The following is a 24,176-nucleotide window of genomic DNA, read 5'->3' as shown; positions in this document are numbered from 1 at the left end:
CGTCCTGGGCACCGGAACGATCGCTTTCTGCCCTGTCATCGCGCATGCTGCGGCTTTCTCGCCGACCTGACAGGCGCCCGCAAGATATCCGCAAACAACGCAAGCGACTTTCGTCGGCCGGAACCGGTGCACCGCCGGGGATTTCGGGATGCGACCCGGGCCGTCTAACGTGCCTGTCCATGACCGCCCCACCGCCCAGGAGGGCCGCGCGCCGGCTGCGCCTCGGCTGGCCCCGGCGGGTGTTCTCGCAGGTGCTGCTGATGCAGCTGGCCATCGCCGCCGGGGTCGCCGTGCTCGCGACCGGTCTTTTCCTCGCCCCGCTCGGCGCCCAGCTCGACGACCAGGCCATGCGTCGCGCCCTCGCCATCGCGGCGTCGACCGCCGCCCAGCCGCGGATCGCCGACGACCTCCTCGCCTCGCGTCCCTCCCCCACGGGGCCGGTGCAGCGGGATGCGGAGCGCATCCGGCAGGCGACCCACGCCGAGTACGTGGTGGTCATGGACACCCACGGGGTGCGCTGGTCCCACCCCGAGACCGCGGAGATCGGCCGTCCCGTCTCGACCGACCCGTCCGACGCCATCGCGGGCCACGAGGTCATGGAGATCGACAGCGGCACCCTGGGCCGCTCGGCCCGGGGCAAGGTCCCGCTGCGGCGGGCCGACGGCACGATCGTGGGCGCCGTCTCGGTGGGCATCGAGTACGACAGCGTCCGGGCCAGGCTCCTGAACGCGATCCCGGGCCTGCTCGCCTACGCGGGCGGCGCCCTCGCGGTCGGCGCACTCGCCGCGTACCTGATCGCGCGCCGCATCCACAGACAGACCCGTGACCTGGCGTTCTCCGACATCTCGGGGCTGCTCGCCGAACGCGAGGCGATGCTGCACTCCATCCGCGAGGGCGTGGTGGCGCTCGATCGTGACGGCCGGATCAGACTGCTCAACGACGAGGCGATGCGTCTGCTCGGCGTCGGCCCCGAGGCCCGCGGCCGGGCCCTGGACGAGGTGCTCGGCGCGGGCCGTACGACCGACGTGCTGGCGGGCCGGGTCGAGGGCACCGACCTGCTGACCGTGCGCGGTCACCGGGTCCTGGTCGCCAACCGGATGCCGACCGAGGACGGGGGCGCCGTCGCCACCCTGCGCGACCGCACCGAACTGGAGCGCCTGGGGCGTGAGTTGGACTCGACGCGCGGTCTGATCGACGCGCTGCGCGCCCAGGACCACGAGCACGCCAACCGGCTGCACACCCTGCTCGGGCTGCTCGAACTGGAGCTGCACGAGGAGGCCGTCGAGTTCATCACCGAGGTCGTGGGGGTGCACCGGGCGACGGCCGAGCAGGTCACCGAGAAGGTCAGGGACCCGCTGCTGGCGGCGGTCCTGGTCGGCAAGGCCACCGTCGCGGCCGAACGCGGGGTCGCCCTGAGCCTGTCCCCGGCCACCGGCCTGCCCGACCGGCTCGTCGACCCGCGCGGCCTGGTCACGGTAACCGGAAACCTCCTCGACAACGCGCTCGACGCAACGGCCGGGGCGCCCGGCGCGGCGGTCGAGGTCGAGCTGAGCGCCCGGGGACGAACCGTCGTCGTCCGGGTCCGCGACAACGGCCCCGGCATCCCGGCCGCCCGGCGCGAGCTGGTCTTCACCGAGGGCTGGACGACGAAGGAGCCGCCCGCATACGGCAAGCGCGGCCTGGGCCTCGCCCTGGTCGGCCGCTTCGCGGACCGGATGGGCGGCAGCGCGCGGGTCGGGACGAGTCCCGAGGGCGGCGCGGAGTTCACCGTGGTGCTGCCGGACGCGCTGAGCGAGGCGCTGGGCGAGGTGTCGGGCTCGGCACCGGGCGAGGCGCCGGGGCCGACAGTGGACGAGGCACCGGGTCCGGCTCGGCAGCCGGTCGAGGAGGAGAGACGATGACCGAGGGTCGGACGACCGGGAATCCGATGACCGGGAACGCGACGGCCGAGAACGCGATGATCGACGTCCTGGTCGTGGACGACGACCCCCGGGTCGCCGACATCAATGCCGCCTACACCCGGAAGGTTCCCGGATTCCGGGTGGTCGCCCAGGCGCATTCGGCCGCGGAGGCGCTCGCCCGGATCGCCGAGCGCCCGGTGGACCTGGTGCTCCTCGACCACTACCTGCCCGACGAGAACGGACTGGCCTTCGTACGGGAGCTGCGCAGGCTCGGCCACCAGACCGACGTGATCATGGTGACGGCGGCCCGGGACATCGCCACGGTGCAGGCGGCGATGCGCCAGGGCGCCCTCCAGTACCTGGTGAAGCCGTTCAACTTCGCCGGCCTGCGGACCAAGTTGGAGGCGTACGCGGTGCTGCGCCGCACCCTGGACGGCGGCGGCGAGGCCGAACAGGCGGAGGTGGACCGCATCTTCGGCGCGCTTTCCGTACCCGCCGAACCCGACCTCCCCAAGGGCCACTCCCCCACCACGGCCGACCTGTTGCGCCGGGTCCTGAAGGAGGCCGACGGTCCGCTGTCGGCCCAGGAGATCGCGGAGCGGGCCGGGGTGAGCCGTCAGACCGCCCAGCGCTATCTGAAACTCCTGGAGCGGGCCGGCCGCGTACGCCTGGGACTGCGCTACGGCGAGACGGGCCGGCCGGAGCACCGCTATGCGTGGGCGGCGTCGCTCTAGGCGGGGCGGCGCCCGGGCGGTTCACGCGCCCGAGCGGTTCACGCGCCCGAGCGGTTCATGAGCGCGTGCGGAGCGTGAGCGCGTGCGGAGCGGGGAATCGGGCGGACCGGCGGCTCAGCTCTGCGGGGCCTTCTTCACGAACTCCGTCGTGTAGGTCTGCGACAGATCGACCTTGGCGGACTTGAGGTTGGGGTTGAACGCCTTGAGCACCTTCTCGACCGTTTCCGGGCCGTTCGCGGGCATGACGCCGTCCTTGGTGAACATCGGCAGCGTGCTCTTGATCGACTGGGCGTAGAGGGCCTTGCCGCCCTGCGCGTAGTCGGCGGGCATCTTCGCCGCGATCTCCTCCGCGCTGTGTGCCGACATCCAACGCAGCGTCTTCACCAGGGCGTTGACCAGTTTCTGGACCGTCTGCCGGTGACTCTGGACCCAGTCCGCGTTCATGTACAGGCTCGACGACGGGTACGGGCCACCGAGGGCCGCCTGCGAGCCCTCGGGCGTCCGCATGTCGATCAGGACCTTGCCCAGCTTCTGGTCCACGAGGGTGGCGACCGTCGGATCGGTGGTCATGCCGCCCTGGATGGAGCCCTGTTTCAGCGCGGCGATGAACGTCTGCCCCGCCCCCACCGCGACCGGCGTGAACTCACTCGTCTTCACGCCGTCCCGCACCGCGAGGTACTTGGTGAGGAAGTCCGTGGAAGAGCCGAGACCGGTGACACCGAGCTTCTTGCCCTTGAAGTCCTTGGGCGAGGCGATGCTGCCCGCGGCCTGGTTGGAGACGACCTCCACCTCGCCCGGCGCGTGCGAGAACTGCACCACCGACTCCACCTTCTTCCCCTTGACCTGGAGATCGAGGGTGTGGTCGTAGAAGCCGACGGCACCCTGGACGTCGCCCGAGATCAGGGCGGTCTCGGCCTGCACGCCGGCCGGTTCGGTGAGCAGCTCCACCTTCAGGCCCTCGGCCTTGAAGTAGCCGAGCTGCTGGGTCAGCATCGCGGGCAGATAGATGACCTTGTCGAGGCCGCCCACCATCACCTTCACCGTGGCCTCGCCGGACGCGCTCTTGGCGTCCGACGCGGAGTCGCCGCCGCATCCGGACAGCGTCATCAGGAGCGCGACGCAGAGCCCGCCCGCCACGACGGCCGACGGCGCGTTGCGCAGGCCGTGCACGGCGAGGCTGCGTCGCGAACGGGCTTGCGCGGTGGGCGAGTTGGAGGCGCTCGGCGGGGTGGCGGGGCTGCTTGGCATGATCATCACGTCCCTGTGATCGTGGGTGGCGTACGGAAAACGGGGTGGAGGCGGGGTCAGCGCTCGGCGCCCGGCTCGGCGGGGCGCCAGCGGAACAACCGGCGTTCGGCGAAGGTGAGCAGCCCCTCGGTGCAGAGGGCGACGACCGCGAGGATCGCCATCGCCGCGTACACCCCGGCCGCGTTGAACGTCCCCTGCGAGGCCGCCACCAGCAGGCCGAGCCCCCGGGTCGCCCCGATGTACTCGCCGACGATCGCGCCGATGAGCGCGAAGCCGAAGCTGACGTGGAGGCTGGTGAAGATCCAGGAGGTCGCCGAGGGAACGACCACCTGAAGCGTGACCCGGCGGTTGCTCGCGCCCAGGATGCGGGCGTTGTTCACCAGGTTCCGGTCGACCTCTCGGGCTCCCTGGAAGGCGTTGAAGAAGACCGGGAAGAAGACGAGGACGACGGCGGAGGCGACCTTCGAGGCCGGGCCGAGTCCGAACCAGATCAGGAAGATGGGTGCCAGGACGATGCGCGGTATCGCGTTGAGCACCTTGATGTACGGGCCGAGGACATCGGCGAGGAAGCGGATGCGGCCCAGCGTGATGCCGAGGACGACGCCCGCCGTCACCCCCAGGACCCAGCCGAGCAGCGCCTCGTAGAGGGTGTACCAGACCTGTTCCCAGAGCGGGCCCTGTGCCGTGCCGTGCACGGCCCACTCCCGGATCTGGTCCCAAATGGCGGACGGCATCGAGAAGTTGAACGGATCGATGACCTCGGCGCGGGCCAGGATCTCCCAGAGCGCGACGACCAGGGCGAGCAGCAGCACCCGGCTGCCCTGCACGAGGTACCGGCGGTTGCGGGCGGCCCGGGCGCGCTCCTGGGTGCGGGTTCCGGCCTTGACCACGACCGCGGCGGCGGTGTCAGGCGACATCGGCGGCACCCCGCTCCCGGGTGATGCGGACCTCTTCGCCGAGCGATTCCCAGATCTCGCGGTAGATCTCGACGAACCGCGGCTCCAGGCGGACCGATTCGACCTTGCGCGGCCGCGGCAGGTCGATGTCGAAGATCCGCTTCACGGTGGCGGGTCCCGCGGTCATCACGACGACCCGGTCGGCCAGCGCGATGGACTCCTCCAGGTCGTGCGTGACGAACACGACGGACGCCCCGGTGCCGGACCACAGATCGAGGAGCTCGTCCGACATGAGGGCCCTGGTCTGCACGTCGAGCGCCGAGAACGGCTCGTCCATCAGCAGGATCCGGGGGTCGTTGACGAAGGTCGCGGCGAGTGCGACCCGCTTGCGCTGACCGCCGGAGAGCTGGTGCGGATAGCGGTCCTCGAAGGCCGAGAGGCCGACCCGGGACAGCCAGGCCCGGGCCGCCTCCTTCGCCTCGGCCTTCGGTACGCCGCGAAAGCGCGGGCCCGCCATGACGTTGGACAGCACGGTGCGCCAGGGGAAGACGGCGTCCTGCTGGAAGACGAAACCCACCTGGTCGCCGATGCCCTCGACCGGCTCCCCGGCCACCAGCACCTCGCCCTCGGTGGGCTCGTCCAGGCCGCTCACCAGGGTCAGCGTGGTGGACTTCCCGCAGCCGGTGGGGCCGACGACGGCCACGAACTCGCCCTGCCCGACGGTCAGATCAAGGTCGCGTACGGCGGTGTGCAGCGCCCCCGACGGCGTACGGAACGCCTTGCCGGCGCCCCTCAGCTCGATGGCGGGGCTGGTGTCAGTGTTCATGGAGCGGGACCGTAGGTGCGGCCCGCGCCGGTGCGTCAGCCTTGTGTGCGCTGGACACACTTCTGCGCGCTGACCCCTGTTGTGCTCGTTTTGCGCGCGATACAACTGCGGGGTCCCGCCGGGGAGCAGCCGCCCCGCCTGCGGGGGAAGTGAGGAGAGCGCCTTGATCGACGTCCTGGTCGTGGACGACGACTTCCGTGTCGCCGAGATCAACGCGGCGTACGTCGGGAAGGTTCCCGGATTCCGTGTCGTGGCGCGTGCGCACAGTGCCGCCCAGGCACTGGCCGCGCTGGAGCGCCGGCGGATCGACCTGGTGCTGCTCGACCACTTCCTGCCCGACGAGACCGGGCTCAGCCTGGTGCGCCGGATGCGGGAGCGGGGCCACCGCAGTGACGTGATCATGGTGACGTCCGCGAGCGATGTGGCGACCGTCCAGGCCGCGATGCGTCACGGCGCACTGCACTACCTGGTCAAGCCGTTCAGCTTCGCGGGGCTGCGGGCCAAGCTCGACTCGTATGCGACGCTGCGGCGCACGGTGGACCGGGCCACCGGCGCCGGCGACGGGCCGTGCGCGGCCCAGGACCAGGATCAGGTCGACCGGATCTTCGCGGCCCTGCGCACCGGCTTGCCGAGCCGTCACTCGGTACCGACGGCCGAGCTGATCCGCGAGGTGCTGCACTCCGCGGATCATCCGCTGTCGGCCCACGAGGTCGCCGACCGCACCGGCCTGAGCCGCTCGACGGCCCAGCGCTATCTGCGCCTCCTCGAACAGTCGGGCCGCTTGTGCCTGACCCTCCGCTACGGCGAAACGGGCCGCCCCGAACACCGATACGCCTGGGCGGTGTGAGGCCCCCACCCCTGGTCCCGCGCCACGCCACCCTGCATCCCCAACCGGCCGCCGTGCCCTGCACCCCAGGCAGCCCGTGCGAGGGCCTGTGCCCCTGGCCCCGTTTGGGGGCCTGCACCTCCAACCCCCTGGCCCCTGGCCCCGTTTGGGGGCCTGCACCTCCAACCCCCTGGCCCCGTGTGGAGGGGCCTGCACCTCCAACCCCCTGGCCCCTGGCCCCGTTTGGGGGCCTGCACCTCCAACCCCCTGGCCCCGTGTGGAGGGGCCTGCACCTCCAACCCCCTGTGGGGGCTCGCCTCCCAACTCCCCTTGAGGGTGAGGACCGTGGGCGCCATGCGCATAGTTCCCCGCGCCCCCCGAAAGCGCCCTCGTCCGCCCGCCGTGGGCGGCTGATCGCGCAGTTCCCCGCGCCCCCAAAACCCTTCTCGGCTGCGGACCGTGGGTGGCTGGTCGCGCAGTTCCCCGCGCCCCTGGCCATACCGGTGCTGGGGCACCTTCAGCCTGTCCGGCGTTTGAGGACGAGCGCCGTTCAGGCGCGAACGGGGGTGCAGGGGGCAGAGCCCCCGCAGGGGTCTGGGGCGCAGCCCCAGGGCTCAGCCGATACAACCCGCCGCACGGGCGGGAGGGAGGGCAAACCCCCCGGGGTCTGGGGCGCAGCCCCAGGGAGCCGGAACCCAACCAACCCCGAGTCACGGGCGGGCCGGAGGGCAAACCCCGCGGGGCCGGGGCGGAGCCCCGGGGGGTCGGGGCGCAGGGGGCCTAGACAGCCCCCGCACCCGTCAGGGCCCGCACCTCCGCCTCCGCATACCCCACCTCATCCGGCACCTCACGCGACGTCACCGTGCCGAGCCAGCCCGCGAGGAAACCCAGCGGGATGGAGACGAGGCCCGGGTTCTGCAGCGGGAAGAACTGGAAGTCCACGCCGGGGAACAGCGATTCGGGGCTGCCGGAGACGACCGGCGAGACCAGGACCAGGAACAGCGCCGGGACCAGGCCTCCGTACACGGACCACACGGCCCCGCGCGTGGTGAAGTTCCCCCAGAACAGGGAGTAGAGCAGCACCGGCAGGTTCGCCGAGGCGGCCACCGCGAAGGCCAGGCCCACCAGGAACGCCACGTTGAGGTCCCGGGCGAGCAGACCGAGGCCGATGGCCACTGCCCCGATCCCCACCGAGGCGACCCGGGCCACCGCCACCTCGCTGCGCTGCTTCGCGTGCCGGCGCCGGAGCGAGGCGTACAGGTCGTGGGCCACGGACGCCGAGGACGCCAGGGTGATGCCCGCGACCACGGCGAGGATGGTCGCGAAGGCGACGGCGGCGACCACGGCGAAGAGGACCGTCCCGCCGGTGGACCCCGCTCCGCCTCCCAGGTCGTAGGCGAGCAGCGCGACGGCCGTGTTGCCCGCCGGGTTCGACGCCTTGACCTCGGCCGAGCCGACCAGCGCGGCCGCGCCGAAGCCGAGCACGATCGTCATCAGGTAGAAGCCGCCGATGAGTCCGATGGACCAGACGACCGAGCGGCGGGCCGCCCGCGCGGTCGGAACGGTGTAGAAGCGCGACAGGATGTGCGGCAGCCCGGCCGTACCCAGAACCAGGGCCAGGCCCAGGCTGATGAAGTCGAACCGCGCCGTCCAGTCACCGCCGTACTTGAGGCCGGGGGCGAGGAACTCCCTTCCGTGGCCGCTGTGGTCGGCCGCCGAGTCGAGCAGCGCGTCGATGTTGCCGTGGAAGCGCAGCAGCACCAGCACGGTGAGGGTGATCGTGCCGGCCATGAGCAGGACGGCCTTCACGATCTGGATCCAGGTGGTGGCCCGCATCCCGCCGAGCGACACATAGACCACCATCAGGGCGCCGACCCCGATGACCGTCCAGTTCCGCGCGGCGTCGCTGGTGCCGCCGAGCAGGAGGGCGACCAGGCTGCCCGCGCCGACCATCTGCGCCACCAGATAGAGAACGGACACGGTGACCGAGGAAGTTCCCGCGGCGATCCGCACCGGGCGCTCGCTCATCCGGGCCGCGACCACGTCGGCGAGCGTGAACTTGCCGCAGTTGCGGACCAGTTCGGCGACCAGGAACAGCACGACGAGCCAGGCGACGAGGAACCCGACCGAGTACAGCATCCCGTCGTAGCCGAACAGCGCGATCAGCCCGGAGATACCGAGGAAGGAGGCGGCCGACATGTAGTCGCCCGCGATGGCAAAACCATTTTCCAGGGGGGAGAAGAGCCGCCCCCCGGTGTAGAACTCCTCGGCAGAGCCGTGCCGGTTGCGGCTCACCCAGGTGGTGATGGCGAGCGTGGCCGCCACGAACGCGCTGAACAGCAGCAGCGCCAGAGTCTGATGGTCCCCGCCGACGATCACCTGTGGGCTCCCCGTGTCGTTCCCTGTCCGTCGTTGCGCCGGGCCCCACGACCCGGTTCGGGCCGACGCGCGTGCTGGTCGCCCCGAGCGGGCCGGCTGCCGTTGACGCCGGGGCCGGGCGGGGCGGTGCGCCCGTTCTGGTTCTGCTGGTTCTGCTCGAACACCACCCAGCGCAACTCCAGCGCGGCCCGGTCCCGGCGCAGCCGTGCGTGGCGGGCGTACGCCCAGGTCAGCAGGAAGGTGGACAGGAACTGCGCCAGCCCGGCGACCATCGCCACGTTCACCGCACCGGCCACCGGCCGCGACATGAGACCGGGGGCGCTCACCGCGGTGATCACATAGGCGAGGTACCAGGCGAAGAAGGCGGCCGTGGCCGGGACGACGAACCGGCGGTAGCGGCGTCGCACCTCCTGGAAGGCCGCGCTGCGGTGCACTTCGAGGTAGATCTCCGCCGGGCTGAGGCGTTCTCCCCCGTCCGCGCGCTGCTGGGCGGGCACGGTCGCGGACGCCGGCTCACCGTCCAGTTCGCCCCAGCCGGAGGCCAGGGCGTCGTACCAGGGGTCGTCGATCCGCGCCGCCGCGGGATCACGCCCCTCCTGCTTCTCCACCGAACAACTCTCCTTGCCCACGGCCCCGTTCGGCCGCGTGCCCAAGGATGGGCAGAGCGGGAGGCCCTGAGCCTCCGTATGCCGCCCACTTCACCCCATTAGGTGACGAAGATCCCTCATCAGGGGTGGGAACTGCCCGGCGGCCGGGACAGTCCGTGCCGGTAGGCGTAGCGCACGGCCTGGGCGCGGTCGCGCATGCCCGTCTTGCCGAAGATGTTGTTGATGTGCGTCTTCACCGTGGCCGTCGAGATGTGCAGGGCGTGGGAGATCTCGGAGTTGGACATCCCCTCCGCGACGAGCCCGAGCACCTCGCCCTCGCGCGTGGTGAGCCCGTCGGGCAGCTCGGCCGGCGCGGCGGGGGCGGGCGGCGGCGCCGTCACGCGCTCCAGGAGGCGGCGCTGGACGGAGGGGGCGAGGCCCGCCTGCCCGGCCAGCACGTCCTGTATCGACTTGACGATCTCGTCTCCCCCGGCGTCCTTGGTCAGATAGCCCCGCGCCCCGGCCTGCAGGGCGGGGAAGAGCGAGTCGTCGTCGGCGTACGTCGTCAGGATCACCACCTCGGTGCCGGGATGCTCGGCGCGGATGCGGCGGGTCGCCTCGACGCCGTCGCAGCGCGGCATGCGCAGGTCCATCAGGACGATGTCCGGTGCCAGCCGGCCGGTGAGGGCGACCGCCTCCTCGCCGTCCCGCGCCGAGCCGATGACCTCGATGCCGGGGAGCAGCCCGAGCAGCATCACGATGCCCTCGCGCACCACGGACTGGTCGTCGGCCACGACCACCTTGATCGTCCCCCGTGCCCCCGCCCCTGCCTCGGGCCCGTTCCCGCTCATGCGGGCACCCTCAGTCTCACCACGAAGCCCTCCTCATCCGGCCCGGCCTCCAGGGTGCCGCCGAGCAGTTCGGCGCGCTCCCTCATCCCCAGAAGACCGTAACCGCAGCCACTGACAGCGAGCTCCCCCGCCCGCTTGCGCCCGCCCGAGTCCCGTACTTCCAGGGCGACTTCATCGGGCAGGTACTCAAGACGCACGGCGACGGCCGCACCCGGCGCGTGCTTGCGCACATTGGTCAGGGCCTCCTGAGCCACCCTGCGCACGGCCTGCGAGGCCTCCGCGGGCAGCGCCCTGCGCTCGCCCGCGACCTGAACGCCGGTGCCCTGGGCGAAACCGGAGCCGACGCCGGCTCCCTCGATCAGTGCCTGCAGGAAGTCCTCCACCGGGGTCATCTCGCCGCGCAGCGCGGACAGCGCCTGGCGCGTCTCGGCGAGCCCCTCGCGCGCCATGCCCCGGGCGGCCACCACCCGTTCGAGGATCTTCTCCCGGAACTCCCCGGGAGGCTCCCGCTCGATCAGCAGCCGCGCCGCCTCCAGGTGCACCAGCTGCGCCGAGAGGCTGTGGGCCAGTACGTCATGGATCTCGCGGGCGATCCTGGCCCGCTCGCCGAGCGCGGCCGACTCCGCCTCGGCGGCCCGCGCCGCCCGCTCCTGGGCGAGGAGCCGCTGGGCGCTGCCGCGGGCCTCCGCGTCGAGGCGCAGCACATATCCGGCGAGCCCGAGCCCGGCCACGGTCACCACGGTGGTCAGCCAATTGTCGTTGTTGACAAGGGAGTACGCCGCGAGGGCCACCGCGGTGCAGGGGACGGCGGCTCCCAGCGGCAGCCGTCCCAGGGCGGTCACCGCGCAGCCGCAGAACATGACCAGGGCGAGCACCGGCCAGCCCGCCGCCCTGGCCCCGGCCGCGCCGCCCATGACCAGCACCAGCGCGGCCAACGAGGGCCAGAGCCGGTGGTCGTAGGTGAAGCGGAAGAACGCCCGGCCCAGCAGGGCGCAGCCGAGGACGAGAGCGATGCCGCCCACCCACGCCCAGCCTCCCGGCGCGTGCTCTTCGGTGAGCGTGGACCAGAGCAGGGCGGTGAACACCACGGCCCGGATGGCCCGGGCGAGATTGCGTCTGGCACGCGTGAGGCCTTCGCGGGCAAGTGCTTCCCGCGAAGGCCAGCCGAGCCAGGTCTCCAGGGTCACACGCGGTCCTTCCACACCTGCGGGGCGGGGCTTGCGGCAGCAGTACCGTACGACGCGAGGGCCGGCTGGGCCCGCCACATCAGGATGCCGCCGCGGACGATCAGGGAGGCGGCGAGCGCCAGCAGGATGGCGCCGGTGCCCATGTGGATCCCGGCCAGGGCGCCGAGGGCGGCGAGTCCGACCCGCAGGGCTATGCCGAGGACCCAGATCCCGGCGGTCGCCTTGGTGCCGCGGGACCACACCGTGCCGTCGGGCTCGGTCCATATCCGCGACGTCCAGGCCCAGCCGACGCCCATGAGCACACCGGTGACGAGCTCGGCGCCGAGCAGGGTGACGGACCCGGCCTGGTGGTGCTGGTCGATGAGCCCGCCGTCCTTCACGGCGAAGAACGCCAGAACGGCGGGCACCACCCACCACTTGCGGCCGGAGCCTCCGAGCTGCTGCGGCTTGAACTGGCGGACCAGGATCAGCGCCACCACCGCGACTGCCACCAGCACGTTGAGCGCGGACATCGAAGCCTCCGGAGGACGAGAAGACGAAACGGACGAGAAGCCGGGGTCCGGCTCCTCCGTACATCTACGACGCTACGGAAACGACCTGGTCAGACGCATCGGGCCAGGGGTGGATCGCGGGTGGAGGTTTGCTCTCCACCCGTGGGTGGAGACGGCGAGCGCCGGTCCGCGGGAGCTCCGCGGACCGGCGCTCGTCAGGCCCTGGGGGACCGGTCTCAGGCGTCGATGCGTGAGCGGTCCAGGGTGGCGGCGGAGCTGGTGATGAACTCCTTGCGGGGCGCGACTTCGTTGCCCATGAGGAGGTCGAAGACCTGCTCGGAGGCTTCCAGGTCCCCGATGTTGATCCGTCGCAGGGTGCGGAAGCGGGGGTCCATGGTGGTCTCGGCGAGCTGGTCGGCGTCCATCTCACCCAGGCCCTTGTAGCGCTGGATGGTGTCCTTGTAGCGGACGTTCTTGCGCTGGAACTCCAGCAGGGTGCTGCGCAGCTCGTTGTCCGAGTACGTGTACACGTACTTGTCCTGGCCCTTCTTCGGCTGGACCAGCTCGATGCGGTGCAGCGGCGGCACCGCGGCGAACACCCGGCCCGCCTCCACCATCGGCCGCATGTAGCGCTGGAACAGCGTCAGCAGCAGGATCCGGATGTGCGCCCCGTCCACATCGGCGTCCACCAGCAGGACGATCTTGCCGTAGCGGGCGGCGTCGATGTCGAAGGTACGGCCCGACCCGGCTCCTATGACCTGGATGATCGCCCCGCACTCCGCGTTCTTCAGCATGTCGGAGACCGACGCCTTCTGAACGTTGAGGATCTTCCCCCGGATCGGCAGCAGCGCCTGGAACTCCGAATTGCGGGCCAGCTTCGCCGTCCCCAGCGCCGAGTCGCCCTCGACGATGAACAGCTCACTGCGCTCCACGTCGTCACTGCGGCAGTCCGCCAGCTTCGCCGGCAGCGAGGAGGACTCCAGGGCCGTCTTACGGCGCTGCGCCTCCTTGTGCTGACGGGCCGCGATCCGCGTCCGCGCGGCGGCGACGATCTTCTCCATCACGGCCCGGGCCTGCTGCTTGTCGTCCCGCTTCGTCGAGGTCAGGAACGCCTTCAGCTCCTTGGCGACGACGTTCGCGACGATCCGGTTGGCGGCCGAGGTACCCAGGACCTCCTTGGTCTGGCCCTCGAACTGCGGCTCCGCCAGCCGCACCGTGACGACCGCGGTGAGGCCTTCGAGGGCGTCGTCCTTGACGACGTCGTCCTCGGCGACCCGCAGCATCTTCACCGACCGCAGCACCTCGTTCACGGTCTTGGTCACCGACCGCTCGAACCCGGAGACGTGGGTGCCGCCCTTGGGCGTGGCGATGATGTTCACGAACGACTTCAGGTTCGTGTCGTAGCCGGTGCCCCAGCGCAGCGCGATGTCCACGCCCAGCTCACGGGTGACCTCCGTCGGTGTCATGTGACCGCGGTCGTCCAGGACCGGGACGGTCTCCTTGAAGGTCCCCGAGCCGGACAGCCGCAGGACGTCGTTGACGGCCTTGTCCTGCGCCAGGTACTCGCAGAACTCGCTGATCCCGCCGTCGAACCGGAACGTCTCCTCCGTCTTTCCCTCTCCGTCGAGTCCCCGCTCGTCCCGGACCACGATCGTCAGACCCGGCACCAGGAACGCCGTCTGCCGCGCCCGCTGGTACAGCGTGTCCAGCGACAGCTTCGCGTCCTTCAGGAAGATCTGGCGGTCCGCCCAGTACCGGATGCGGGTGCCGGTGCGGCCCTTGGGGACGCGCTTGCCCTTGAGCAGCCCGTTGCCCGGGTCGAAGGGCGCGTCGGGCCCCTGCTCGGTGAAGATGCCGGGGACGCCGCGCCGGAAGCTGATCGCGTGGGTGGTCCCCCGGTCGACCTCGACGTCCAGGCGGGCCGAGAGCGCGTTGACCACGGAGGCGCCCACGCCGTGCAGGCCGCCGGAGGCTGCGTAGGAGCCGCCGCCGAACTTTCCGCCGGCGTGGAGCTTGGTCATGACGACCTCGACGCCCGAGAGCCCGGTCTTGGGCTCGACGTCGACGGGGATGCCCCGGCCGTTGTCCCGCACCTCGACGGAGGCGTCGTCGTGCAGGATCACCTCGATGTGGTCGCAATGGCCGCCCAGGGCCTCGTCGACGGAGTTGTCGATGATCTCCCAGAGGCAGTGCATCAGGCCGCGGCTGTCCGTGGACCCGATGTACATGCCGGGCCGCTTGCGGACGGCTTCGAGGCCTTCGAGTACGAGCAGATGCCGAGCGGTGTAGTTGGAGCCGTCGCGGTCTGCCCCGCTCAGCAGCGCAGTGGACGGAACGGACGTCTCGGCGGTCACGCAGTTCGCTCCTCGCTGAATTTCAATTGCGCCCCCGATGGGTAAGGGGCCGGCGTCGGTCGCCGGTCAGAGGGTACCGAGGCCTGGTAGAGCCGTTGTCACGCAACCCTCGCGAATCCTCATGCTAGTCCAGCGTCGCAAACATGTTCGATCCCTCGTTGGGGTGATGCGGATATCACGTTCCCATTCAGGCATGAACCATTTAGGCTCCGGGCACGTCCTCATGAACAACCGGCAACCCCGCCGGGAGGGCCAAACAAGACAAGCAACGCGAAACCCGTAAAGCTCCGCAATACGGCTCATTCGCCGCCAACCGGCAGCAGACAGCCACCTTGACCAAGAACTTTCGAGGAAAAGCCACGAGCGGGAACGTTTTCGGCCTGGTTGGATGTTGACCCTGGTACGACAGCTCGTCGAGCTAGAGAAGAGGCGACGTGACTACTGTTCTGACCCCCGCGAGCCCCCTGACGGCCGCCGACCGTTGCGACCGCTGCGGCGCACAGGCCTACCTTCGCGTAGTCCTGACCAGCGGCGGCGAACTGCTCTTCTGTGCTCATCACGGACGTAAGTTCGAGCCGGAGCTGAAGAAGATCGCCGCTGACATACAGGACGAGACGGACCGCCTCACGGCGGTGCCCGAGTCCGCAGGCGACGAGGACCACTGAGACCTCGCATCACGACGAGCCAGGGCCGGTCCAGGACCGGCGACGGGCGGCCACTCCCCGTGCAGGGGGAGTGGCCGCCCGTTCTCATGTCCGGACGCCGGGCCCGTCCGGTCAGCCGCCCGCGGGCCTGGCGATGGCCGACACCCGCGTGTAGACCCCGGGGCTGTCGGCCTGCCCGCAGCCGTTGCCCCACGACACGAGGCCGATGAGTCGTCCCTGGGCCACCAGCGGGCCGCCGCTGTCGCCCTGACAAGCGTCGTGGCCGCCCCTGGAATCGCCTGCGCACAGCATGGTGGACGCCTCGTACGTCCCGTCCGAGTTCGGCGGGTAGGCGCGCGTACAGGCCGCGTCCGACAGGACGGACACGGGCGCCGCCCGCAGCGCCGTCGGATAGCTGCCCCCGCCCGAGGTGTCGCCCCAGCCGTAGACCGTGGCGCGGGTGCCGGCCCGGTAGCTCGGGTCGCCCGTCGCGGCCACCGGGATCGCGGAGGCCGCGGGAAGCGGCCGGGACAGGGTCAGGACCGCCAGGTCGCCCGCGTTGGTCCCCGGGTCGTAGCCGGGGTTGGTCCAGGTGGCGCTCACCGGGATCTCCTCGCCCGCGGTCGAGCGCAGCTCGGTGCGGTCCGCGATGACCGTGAGGTCCCGCACCTTCGACACGTCCGCGCCCAGGACGTCGCTGCGCAGACAGTGGGCCGCGGTGAGCACGGTGGTGGGACCCACCACCACTCCCCCGCAGAACTGGCCCGCGCGCGTACCTCCGAACCGGTCACGGCTGGACAGCGCCACCACCCAGGGGCTGTCCGAGATCTTGACGGGCTGCCCACCGATGACGACCTCGTCGGCGGCCGCGGGCAGCGGCGCCCCCAGTGCGATGACCCCAAGGGCGGCCGCCCCTGAGACGGCCCGGGCGATGCAGCGGGGCATACGGTCTCCTGACTCTCGGTGACACAAGCACACCCAGCGTCAGCCAGGGCGCCACCCGCCGCACCCGGTGAAACGTGCAAGGGCCCGGCCTCCGTAAGGAGAACGGGCCCTTGATGCCGTACGGACGAACGCGACCTAGTCGAGGTAGTCGCGCAGCACCTGCGAACGCGACGGGTGGCGCAGCTTCGACATGGTCTTGGACTCGATCTGGCGGATCCGCTCGCGGGTCACGCCGTAGACCTTGCCGATCTCGTCCAGGGTCTTCGGTTGGCCGTCGGTGAGGCCGAAGCGCATGGAGACCACGCCCGCCTCACGCTCGGACAGGGTGTCGAGCACCGAGTGCAGCTGCTCCTGGAGGAGCGTGAAGCTGACCGCGTCGGCCGGCACGACCGCCTCGGAGTCCTCGATGAGGTCACCGAACTCGCTGTCGCCGTCCTCACCCAGGGGGGTGTGGAGCGAGATCGGCTCGCGGCCGTACTTCTGGACCTCGATGACCTTCTCCGGGGTCATGTCGAGCTCCTTGGCCAGCTCCTCCGGGGTGGGCTCGCGGCCCAGGTCCTGGAGCATCTGGCGCTGGACGCGCGCGAGCTTGTTGATGACCTCGACCATGTGCACCGGGATACGGATGGTGCGGGCCTGGTCGGCCATGGCGCGGGTGATCGCCTGACGGATCCACCAGGTGGCGTACGTGGAGAACTTGTAGCCCTTGGTGTAGTCGAACTTCTCGACCGCACGGATCAGGCCGAGGTTGCCCTCCTGGATGAGGTCCAGGAAGAGCATGCCGCGACCGGTGTAGCGCTTGGCCAGCGAGACCACCAGACGGAGGTTGGCCTCCAGGAGGTGGTTCTTGGCGCGGCGGCCGTCCTCGGCGATGATCTCCAGTTCGCGCTTGAGCTTCGGCGCGAGCTTGTCCGCGTTCGCCAGCTTGTCCTCGGCGAACAGGCCGGCCTCGATGCGCTTGGCGAGCTCGACCTCCTGCTCGGCGTTGAGGAGCGGGACCTTGCCGATCTGCTTCAGGTAGTCCTTGACCGGGTCCGCGGTGGCTCCGGCGACGGCGACCTGCTGGGCCGGAGCGTCGTCCTCGTCCTCGTCGGACAGGACGAAGCCCTTGCTCTCGCCCTCGGGCTCCTCGTCGTCGCCCTTGCCGGGCGCGGCGTCCTCGAGGAGCTCGTCGCCCTCGACGGCTTCCTCGTCGTCGCCCTTCTTGGCGGCGGTCTTCTTCGCCGCGGTCTTCTTGGCCACCGTCTTCTTGGCGGCGGTCTTCTTCACGGCCGCCTTCTTGGCGACGGCCTTCTTGGGGGCGTCGTCGGCCTCGTCGGCCGACACGTCCACACTCTCGGCCGGGGCCGCGGAGGCGGCGACGGTCCTGGTGGTGGTCACGGTCGTCTTGGCCGCGACCGTCTTGGTGGCGGTGCGCTTGGCCGGGCTCTTCGCTGCGACGCTCTTGCGGGTGCGCTTCGGTGACTCCGCGGCACTGACCATCAGCGTCACACCCTCTTCCTCGAGGATCTGGTTGAGGCTGCGCAGAACATTCTTCCACTGGGTCGGCGGAATCTGGTCGGCTTCGAAGGCCCGACGCACGTCATCGCCGGCGATCTGTCCATCAGCCTTTCCCCGCTCGATGAGCGCCATCACAGACTCGGACTCGGCGATCTCCGGCGGGAGCGTACGGGATGTGCTGGCCGACACGAACAACCTCTCGAAACGATGGAAAACGGCTTCCGGCCCCGCCCAGGATCGGGCCGGAGCCGACGACCACCGGCTGGGGATGTGCCGGGGGCGCGGGCTGAACCTCGGAGCTGTACAGCGCCACGCGTGGCCGCTGCATTCCCTCCTCGACTGTTACCTCTTAAGTCATCGCATGGTTTCGAGGAGTGTTACGCGCAATCTTCGTGGCCCGAGTCACACCCCAAAGGCGACCAAGGGCTCACAAGGGACAGATACCCCATATTCGAGCCCGCCGGACCCCTCCGGGATCCGGCGGCACGCCTGGTGCGGCGGGGCTTCGCTCAGTGCTCGCGCGGGGCGGGAACGACGCGCTCCACCTCGGGGTGCACGGTGAGCAGTTGACGCATGGCCGCCTCGGCCGCCATCGGGTCGCCGTTGGCGAGGGCGTCCACGATCCGTCCGTGGTGTGCGAGGGAGGCGTCCGAGGGACGGTCACAGCCGGTGATCGGTGACCCTGATACCTGGAGCGCGGCCGAGACGATGCCGGACAGGTGCTCCAGCATCCGGTTGCCGGCGAGCTGGATCAGGAGCGAGTGGAATTCGGCATCGGCCCGCGAGAAGGTGATCGAGTCACCCTGAGCGAGGGCGTGGCCCATGATCTCCACCATGTCCCCGAGGCGCTGCTGAACGTCCTCGCGGCCGTGCCCCGCGGCGAGGCGGGCGGCCAGCGGCTCGATGGTCCAGCGCAGCTCGGCCAGCTCGCGGCGCTGGTCCTCGCGCTGGGGGCCGAAGGCGCGCCACTCGATGATGTCGGGGTCCAGGAGGTTCCAGTCGGCGACCGGGCGGACCCGGGTGCCGACATTGGGCCGGGCACTGACCAGACCCTTGGCCTCGAGCACGCGCAGGGATTCGCGGACGACCGTGCGGGAGACCTCGAAGCGCTGGCCGATCTCCTCGGGGACGAGCGGACGGTCCGCGCCGAGGTCGCCGGAGACGATCATCTGACCGAGCTGCTGGACGAGTTGACCGTGCAGGCCACGGCCGCGACTGCCCGCCGCGCGCCGGCCCACCCGGCCCAGTTCCGTGTCTCCGCCGTCCCAGGAAGGGGCGCCGATCCGGTCGGCGGCGCGCGCCTCCCCGTAGGGGTAGCGGTCGAGTTCGCCCGGGGCCGCGAGGCCGGCGTCGGCGGTGCGGGCGGTCATCATGGTGTGCGCAAGGGTGCTCATGCACCCTTTGTCGGCGGGACTCCCGTGGCCCTTGAGGTCTTTGGTGAAAAGCACACGAAAGGGTGATCACCGCCACCCCCGCAATTGACGCTTTATCGGAAAGAAGCGGGCATTCCCAAGGGAGTTGTGGACAGAACCTCACGCGGCGGCCGTGCGCGACTCACCAACGGGCCCTGGCGCGAAGGCCGGTGAGGAGATAGGCGCAGACGAGAACGGCGAGGGAGAGCGCGAGCGCGGCTCCGACCGGTTCGGCGATCAGGTGCAGGGCTGCGACGAGCCAGTGGTCGAGCGCGTGCGGCCACCGCACCCAGGCCAGGTCGCGCAGCCGGTCGGGAAGCCCGGCGACGGACCGCACCGAGTGCCCGTCCACGGCCTTCCGCAGGAGTGGTACGACGACGACGGGCACGGCGAGCACGGCAGCCAGGCCCGCGCTGGTGGCCCGGAAGATCCCGGCGGCGAGCAGCCCTGCCCAGGCGCAGCCGACGGCGAGTGCGGCCCAGCCCGCGCCGAGGCCGAGCCATTCGCGCGCCGGGCCCATGACGCCGGCGCCGTAGACCAGGCGCAGGGCCTGGTGATCGACGGCGACCGCGAGGCCCGCGAGCAGGAGGGCCGTCCCGGCGGTCACGACCAGCTTGGCGAGGAGCAGGCCGAGCCGGCGCGGGACCGTGCCCCGGTCGGCGGCGAGTGCCGGGTAGCGGTACTCGTCCCCGAAGGCGAGCGCGCCGAACAGCCCGGCGCCGAGCGCGGCGGGCGGCAGGGGCAGCAGCGCGGGCCAGCCGGCGAGGAGGCGCGGCGGTTCGGTCTGCCCGGACCGCGCGAGCAGTACGGCGAGAACCGCCGACGCGGCCAGAACACCCGCCGCCAGAAGGAAGGTTGTGCGTACGCCGAGGAGTCTGCGCAGTTCGTAGCGCAGGGGGCGCAGCGGGGTGCGGGCAGGGCGGGGGGCGATGGGCAGCGGGTGGGAACTCCGGGGGCGCTCGGGGCGTTCCCGGGGTGGGACGGTGACGCTCGGGCCGTTGTCGCCGACCTCGTCGGCGAGCCGGTGCAGCAGTACGCCGTTGCGGAAGGCCGTCTCCCCGACCTCCGCGCAGCTGCTGCCGTACACGGACAGATGGTTGCCGTCCTCGGCGACCACTTCGACCGAGCGCTGGGCGGCCCGTGCCTCGCGGCTGACCAGGGCGCTCAGGCGGGCGGCGTGCGGGGTGGCGACGGCCACGCGCGGGCGCAGCCGGGTGCGGGCGAACGCGGTGGCGTCCTGGTCGGCAACGAGCCGGCCACCCTCGATGGTCACCACCCGGTCGGCGACGCGGGCGGCCTCCTTCGGGTCGGCGAAGGTGCACAGGACGGTGCCGCCGTGGTCGGCGTGGCCGCGCAGAAGGCCGTAGAGCCAGGCGTTCTCGCGGGGCGAGAGCCCCTCGGCCGGCTCGTCGAGGACGAGGGTGTGCGGGTCGCCGAGCAGGGCGGCGGCGAGACCGAGGCGGCGGTCCATGCCGAGCGAGAGCGTGCCCAGGCGCTGGTCGGCGACGCCGGACAGGCCGACGACTTCGAGCATCTCCTCGGCACGCGACACCGGCACCCCGGCCACGGTGCACATCAGCTTGAGCTGACCCCTGGTGGTGCGCACGGGATGGCCGGGCACATCGCCGAGCAGGGTCCCCACCTCGCGGGCGGGGTGGGCGAGTTCATGCAGGGGGCGGCCGCGGAAGTAGGTCACGCCCCGGCCCGGTTCGAGTTCGAGCATCAGACGCAGGGCCGTCGTCCGGCCCGATCCCGGGGCACCGAGCAGCGCGGTGAGCTGCCCGGGTCTCGCCTCGAAGGTGAGGTCGTCCACGGCGGGCGGTAGGTCTCGGCGGGGGGCGCTGGTGAGTCCGATTGCCTGGAGCATCGTTTCTCTCGCGGTAGTTGAGACCGCTCGGCGGCAGGGCGGGTACCGGCAAGATAACGCGACATTTCGGACTTTTGGCGCAGGGTCGGGGTGATGTGGCCCCGGATGTCAGGCCTTTGGGCGCGAAAGGGACGGCCGGACGGCACGTGCGGGGCCAACCGCGAGGGGCCCGCGCGCCGAACAGCAGCAGAGCGGCTGCCTTCCGTCCGGCGGTGTTTCGGGCCGGGTCGCCCGGTGCGCGGCTTCGCGTACGACGGCGGGGCGAGCGCAACTGCAGGGGTTGCCCGCGCACAGGGCCGCGGGACGGCTCGCCGCACGACCGGGTACTGCGGGGCTGCCGGGCCGCGGAGGGAGAGTGCCCGCGCCCGCTGGCGCGGGGCGAGCCTGCGACTCGGCGGGTGACCGGCCGGGCGGCCTCGCCCACAACGGCGGGCGGGCGTCGCCATGCAGGCACCCCGGACCGCATCGACGGGCGCGCGGCCTCGGGACCCCGCCGCGCCGGACGGCGACGCAGGCCGCGACGTCGGGCCGCGCCCTCAGACCTCGGGGCGCAGCATCGGCGGGTTGAGGAGTGTGGCGCCGCCGGCCCGGAACAGTTGGGCGGGGCGGCCGCCCTGGCGGGTCGTCGTGCCGCCGGCCGGGACCAGGAACCCCGGGGTGCCGGTCACCTTGCGGTGGAAGTTGCGCGGGTCGAGCGCGACGCCCCAGACCGCCTCGTACACCCTGCGCAGCTCACCGACCGTGAACTCGGCCGGGCAGAACGCGGTGGCCAGCGAGGAGTACTCGATCTTCGACCGGGCGCGTTCGACCCCGTCGGCCAGGATCCGGGCGTGGTCGAAGGCGAGCGGCGCGGGCTGTTCGCCGTCGCGGCCGAAGCCGCCCTCCTGGCCGAGCAGGTCCTCGACATGGGCCCAGCGCGCGCTGTGCGCGTCGCCACCGGCCCGCGGCGCGGGCAGGTCGGGGGCGAGGGCGAGGTGCGCCACGCTGACCACCCGCATGCGGGGGTCACGCCGAGGGTCGCCGTACGTAGCGAGCTGTTCGAGGTGGGCGCCGTTGGCGAGCGCCGGGGCCGCCGGGTCCGAGGCACACAGACCCGTCTCCTCGCCGAGTTCCCTGGCCGCCGCCATGGCGAGGTCCTCGTCGTCGCGGACGAATCCGCCGGGCAGCGCCCAGCGCCCCTGGAACGGTTGCTCCCCGCGGCGCACCACGAGCGCGCAGAGCGCGTGGCGGCGCACGGTCAGCACGACCAGGTCGACGGTCACGGCGAAGGGCGGAAAGGCCGACGGGTCGTAGGGCGACATGCGGCGATCATAGTCGTCTGCCTGACGATAAACACTCCCTTCGACACCGTTCGGCACTTCTTCTCCTGGCGCACCTCCCGGTGTGCCCACCACGCTCAGCCTCCCAACTGGAGTCCCGCGGCGGCCTGCTCGACCATGCCGACGCCGAGCCTGCTGACGCGTACGGTGAACGGCTCCCCCGCGACGCTCAGGCCCGCGAGCCGGACCGCGCCGAGCGGGGCCGAGCGCATCGGATCGAGGGCGACCGCGCCGGCCGGGGCGTCCGGGCGGATCCCGGCAATCGCGGTCAGCAACTGGATGCCGGCGGCCGCCGCGACCGCCGCGGGACGGCAGGCCGCGGGATGCGGCACGGGCACGCTGCCCGCCGTGCGCTGCTCCCCCGCGTACATCTCGGGCAGCCGGTGGCCGAAGGCCTCCGAGGCGGCCAGGACGCCCCGCAGCAGGGAGACGGCCTCCTTCTCGTACCCGGCGGCGGCCAGGCCCGCGACGGCGACCGCGCTCTCGTGCACCCGCACCGCGCCCGCCCGGTGCCCGAACGGGTTGTACCCGGGCTCCTTCACGGCGAGCCCGCGCAGCCCCCACCCCGAGTCCAGCGCGGGGCCGCCGAGCAGTCGGGCCAGCTGTTCGGTCTGCACCTTGTCCAGCAGCCCGGGGGCGAGGCGGCCGCCGCCGAGCAGGCCCGTGTCCAGGAGGTGGGCCGCGCCCGCGCCGAGCAGCGGCACGGGCCTGCCGTCGGCGGTACGGGCGGCGGCGGGCCGGCCGCCCCCCAGGTCGTCCAGCCAGAACTCCGTCCGGAACCGTTCCCTGAGCGCCCCGGCCCGCGCGCGCCAGGCGTCCGCGCCCGGCCGGCCGCACTCGCTCAGCAGTTCCGCTCCCAGCAGCGCGGCCCGGTGGACGTGGGCCTGGGTCTCGGCCCGGACGAGTCCGGCCGCGACGGGGCCGCTCTCGGCGAGGTAGCCGTCGTCGCCCAGGGCGCAGGCCAGCCAGTGCAGACACCGCTCGGCGGCGGGCAGCAGCTCGGCCACCTCCGACTCGGGCAGGCCCCAGCGGCGCGCCTCCGCGAGGACGACGGGGAAGGCGAGCGTGGCCTCCACTCCCGTGCAGCCCGGCAGCAGATAGGGCCCCGCGTCTCGGAACGGGCCCGGGATGCGCCCCGACTCCGCGTCCGTACCGGCCAGTTGAATCCAGGCCAGGGTGCGCAGGGTGCCCGCGGCGAGCCGTGTGGACAGGGGCAGCGCCATGCGCGCCGCCCAGAGCGCCTCGGCGGGCGCCGGCCCGCACCGCCAGGGGACCCCGGCAGCCGCGTACAGATCGGCCGGACGGACCGGGTCGCGGACCAGCAGGGCCCGCAGGTCGTCGACGCTGCGGTGCAGCAGCGCCGCCACCCGCGGGTCGTCGCCCTCGGCCCTGGCCTCCTGCGGGGAGGGCAGCGGGCTCGCCCCCTGGCCTGGCGGCCGTGCGGGCCGCCCGTTCCTGATGTTCAGCTGGATGGTGCACGAGCCGCCCGGCGCCAGCTCCACCGCCCAGCGCAGCACCCCGGCGGAGGCCAGCGCGTCGGTCGGCGGCGGCTGCGCCGTCACCGTGCAATGGGCGGCGCCCGAGGTCCAGCGCATGCCCGAGTCGTGCACGCTGGCGGGCAGTTCGGGGCCGGCGCGGCCCGCGGCCACCGCGCCGAGGTCGGCCAGGTCGCTGCCGAGCGCGATCTCCACCGGGAGGCGCAGCGGCCGCGCCGACGAGCTGGTCAGCGTGATGCGTTCGGTGCCGTCCGCCTGCCGGATCCGCTCGACGGCGATCTCGGGGTCGGGCCCGCCGTCCGCCGCCGTCCGCACCACCGCGAGGAAGCGGGCACGGTCCGCCGATATCGACCTGCCCTGAACGGCGATCGGGTCCCGGCCCGCCACCTTCAACTGACAGCGGGACAGCAGCCGTCGGCCGTGCTGGTAGAACCCTTCGAGGCCGTGACCGGTGAGCTGTCCGTGTTCCGGCGACACCGCGAGGCCCGGCAGGGCCACGCAGATCACGGCGGCATGCACGGCCGGGAGCTCGCCGAGCGGTCCGGCGGGCCTCGCCGGGGCCGGTCCCGGCGGGCTCCCGGTACCGGGAGGGGGAGGTGCGGTGGGCGCCATTGCGTACCCTTCTGCGCGGTCCGGGCGGCGGCGGGGACGGGGGCGGTCGCCCGACACGGAGGCCGCCGCCCGTCGGCGGGGTGCGGTGCCCGGTACCGCGC

The 24,176-nt window shown here is 72.1% G+C and carries 18 protein-coding genes and 1 pseudogene; 4 read left to right on the top strand and 15 right to left on the bottom strand.

Annotated elements, in window-relative coordinates:
* Nucleotides 1–179 precede the first annotated feature (179 nt).
* Together IE267_RS21225 and IE267_RS21220 are read left to right on the top strand one after the other, a co-directional pair.
* On the top strand, nt 180–1,901 hold the full coding sequence (locus tag IE267_RS21225) for a sensor histidine kinase (RefSeq protein ID WP_189764263.1): 1,722 nt from the start codon (nt 180–182) through the stop codon (nt 1,899–1,901).
* 56 nt (nt 1,902–1,957) lie between these two features.
* Entirely contained in the window at nt 1,958–2,635 is a 678-nt protein-coding gene (locus tag IE267_RS21220) for a response regulator (protein WP_167156107.1), read from the top strand.
* 114 nt (nt 2,636–2,749) lie between these two features.
* Here the strand turns inward: IE267_RS21220 and IE267_RS21215 are convergent, their stop codons facing one another.
* From IE267_RS21215 to IE267_RS21205, 3 genes are all read right to left on the bottom strand, one after another.
* Nucleotides 2,750–3,742 carry an ABC transporter substrate-binding protein gene (locus IE267_RS21215; protein ID WP_189764473.1) on the bottom strand — a complete coding sequence of 331 codons (993 nt, stop codon included), beginning with the start codon at nt 3,740–3,742 and terminating at the stop codon, nt 2,750–2,752.
* A 197-nt stretch (nt 3,743–3,939) separates the two neighbouring features.
* Entirely contained in the window at nt 3,940–4,800 is an 861-nt protein-coding gene (locus IE267_RS21210) for an ABC transporter permease (RefSeq protein WP_167152828.1), read from the bottom strand.
* Entirely contained in the window at nt 4,790–5,605 is an 816-nt protein-coding gene (locus IE267_RS21205) for an ABC transporter ATP-binding protein (protein ID WP_189764262.1), read from the bottom strand. The genes IE267_RS21210 and IE267_RS21205 overlap by 11 nt, the downstream gene beginning before the upstream one ends.
* A gap of 163 nt (nt 5,606–5,768) precedes the next feature.
* Here IE267_RS21205 and IE267_RS21200 point away from each other — a divergent pair, with 163 nt between their 5' ends.
* A complete protein-coding gene (locus IE267_RS21200; protein ID WP_161257448.1) occupies nt 5,769–6,452 on the top strand; it encodes a response regulator in 684 nt (227 codons plus the stop codon).
* A 759-nt stretch (nt 6,453–7,211) separates the two neighbouring features.
* Here IE267_RS21200 and IE267_RS21195 read toward each other — a convergent pair.
* The 6 genes and pseudogenes from IE267_RS21195 to IE267_RS21170 all read right to left on the bottom strand — a co-directional run bounded on the left by IE267_RS21195 (nt 7,212) and on the right by IE267_RS21170 (nt 14,280).
* A complete protein-coding gene (locus IE267_RS21195) occupies nt 7,212–8,807 on the bottom strand; it encodes a monocarboxylic acid transporter (protein WP_189764472.1) in 1,596 nt (531 codons plus the stop codon).
* Nucleotides 8,808–8,967: 160 nt separating this feature from the next.
* Nucleotides 8,968–9,418: pseudogene (locus tag IE267_RS21190) on the bottom strand (DUF485 domain-containing protein); the annotation flags it as partial.
* Nucleotides 9,419–9,537: 119 nt separating this feature from the next.
* Nucleotides 9,538–10,248 carry a response regulator transcription factor gene (locus tag IE267_RS21185; protein ID WP_167152830.1) on the bottom strand — a complete coding sequence of 237 codons (711 nt, stop codon included), beginning with the start codon at nt 10,246–10,248 and terminating at the stop codon, nt 9,538–9,540.
* Nucleotides 10,245–11,435 (bottom strand): sensor histidine kinase, encoded by a 1,191-nt coding sequence (locus tag IE267_RS21180; protein WP_189764261.1) that lies wholly within the window; start codon nt 11,433–11,435, stop codon nt 10,245–10,247. The genes IE267_RS21185 and IE267_RS21180 overlap by 4 nt, the downstream gene beginning before the upstream one ends.
* The gene (locus IE267_RS21175; protein ID WP_161257492.1) at nt 11,432–11,947 is read right to left on the bottom strand and encodes a DUF1453 family protein; all 516 of its coding nucleotides are present in this window, start codon (nt 11,945–11,947) and stop codon (nt 11,432–11,434) included. Before IE267_RS21175 ends, IE267_RS21180 begins: the two co-directional genes overlap by 4 nt.
* A gap of 215 nt (nt 11,948–12,162) precedes the next feature.
* Complete coding sequence (locus tag IE267_RS21170) at nt 12,163–14,280, bottom strand: DNA gyrase/topoisomerase IV subunit B (RefSeq protein WP_167152832.1); 2,118 nt, start codon at nt 14,278–14,280, stop codon at nt 12,163–12,165.
* Nucleotides 14,281–14,714: 434 nt separating this feature from the next.
* Here IE267_RS21170 and IE267_RS21165 point away from each other — a divergent pair, with 434 nt between their 5' ends.
* A complete protein-coding gene (locus IE267_RS21165; protein WP_120720925.1) occupies nt 14,715–14,945 on the top strand; it encodes a DUF7455 domain-containing protein in 231 nt (76 codons plus the stop codon).
* Nucleotides 14,946–15,056: 111 nt separating this feature from the next.
* On the opposite strand, the gene IE267_RS21160 is transcribed toward IE267_RS21165, so the two are convergent.
* From IE267_RS21160 to IE267_RS21135, 6 genes are all read right to left on the bottom strand, one after another.
* The gene (locus tag IE267_RS21160) at nt 15,057–15,869 is read right to left on the bottom strand and encodes a S1 family peptidase (RefSeq protein WP_189764260.1); all 813 of its coding nucleotides are present in this window, start codon (nt 15,867–15,869) and stop codon (nt 15,057–15,059) included.
* A gap of 135 nt (nt 15,870–16,004) precedes the next feature.
* Nucleotides 16,005–17,558 carry an RNA polymerase sigma factor gene (locus tag IE267_RS21155; RefSeq protein WP_161257483.1) on the bottom strand — a complete coding sequence of 518 codons (1,554 nt, stop codon included), beginning with the start codon at nt 17,556–17,558 and terminating at the stop codon, nt 16,005–16,007.
* Between the two features lie 320 nt (nt 17,559–17,878).
* Nucleotides 17,879–18,763: a FadR/GntR family transcriptional regulator gene (locus IE267_RS21150; protein ID WP_189764259.1), complete on the bottom strand. Its 885-nt coding sequence runs from the start codon at nt 18,761–18,763 to the stop codon at nt 17,879–17,881.
* A gap of 160 nt (nt 18,764–18,923) precedes the next feature.
* Nucleotides 18,924–20,648: an ATP-binding cassette domain-containing protein gene (locus tag IE267_RS21145; RefSeq protein WP_189764258.1), complete on the bottom strand. Its 1,725-nt coding sequence runs from the start codon at nt 20,646–20,648 to the stop codon at nt 18,924–18,926.
* Between the two features lie 536 nt (nt 20,649–21,184).
* Nucleotides 21,185–21,949 carry an NUDIX hydrolase gene (locus tag IE267_RS21140; RefSeq protein WP_161250053.1) on the bottom strand — a complete coding sequence of 255 codons (765 nt, stop codon included), beginning with the start codon at nt 21,947–21,949 and terminating at the stop codon, nt 21,185–21,187.
* A 95-nt stretch (nt 21,950–22,044) separates the two neighbouring features.
* Nucleotides 22,045–24,075: a glycogen debranching N-terminal domain-containing protein gene (locus tag IE267_RS21135; protein WP_189764257.1), complete on the bottom strand. Its 2,031-nt coding sequence runs from the start codon at nt 24,073–24,075 to the stop codon at nt 22,045–22,047.
* Nucleotides 24,076–24,176: the final 101 nt, after the last annotated feature.

Source organism: Streptomyces xanthochromogenes (genome assembly GCF_014650455.1).
GTDB classification, from domain to species: Bacteria; Actinomycetota; Actinomycetes; order Streptomycetales; family Streptomycetaceae; genus Streptomyces; species Streptomyces xanthochromogenes.
The sequence above is the reverse complement of the archived record's forward strand: the minus strand, read 5'-3'. Positions and strand labels throughout refer to the sequence as shown.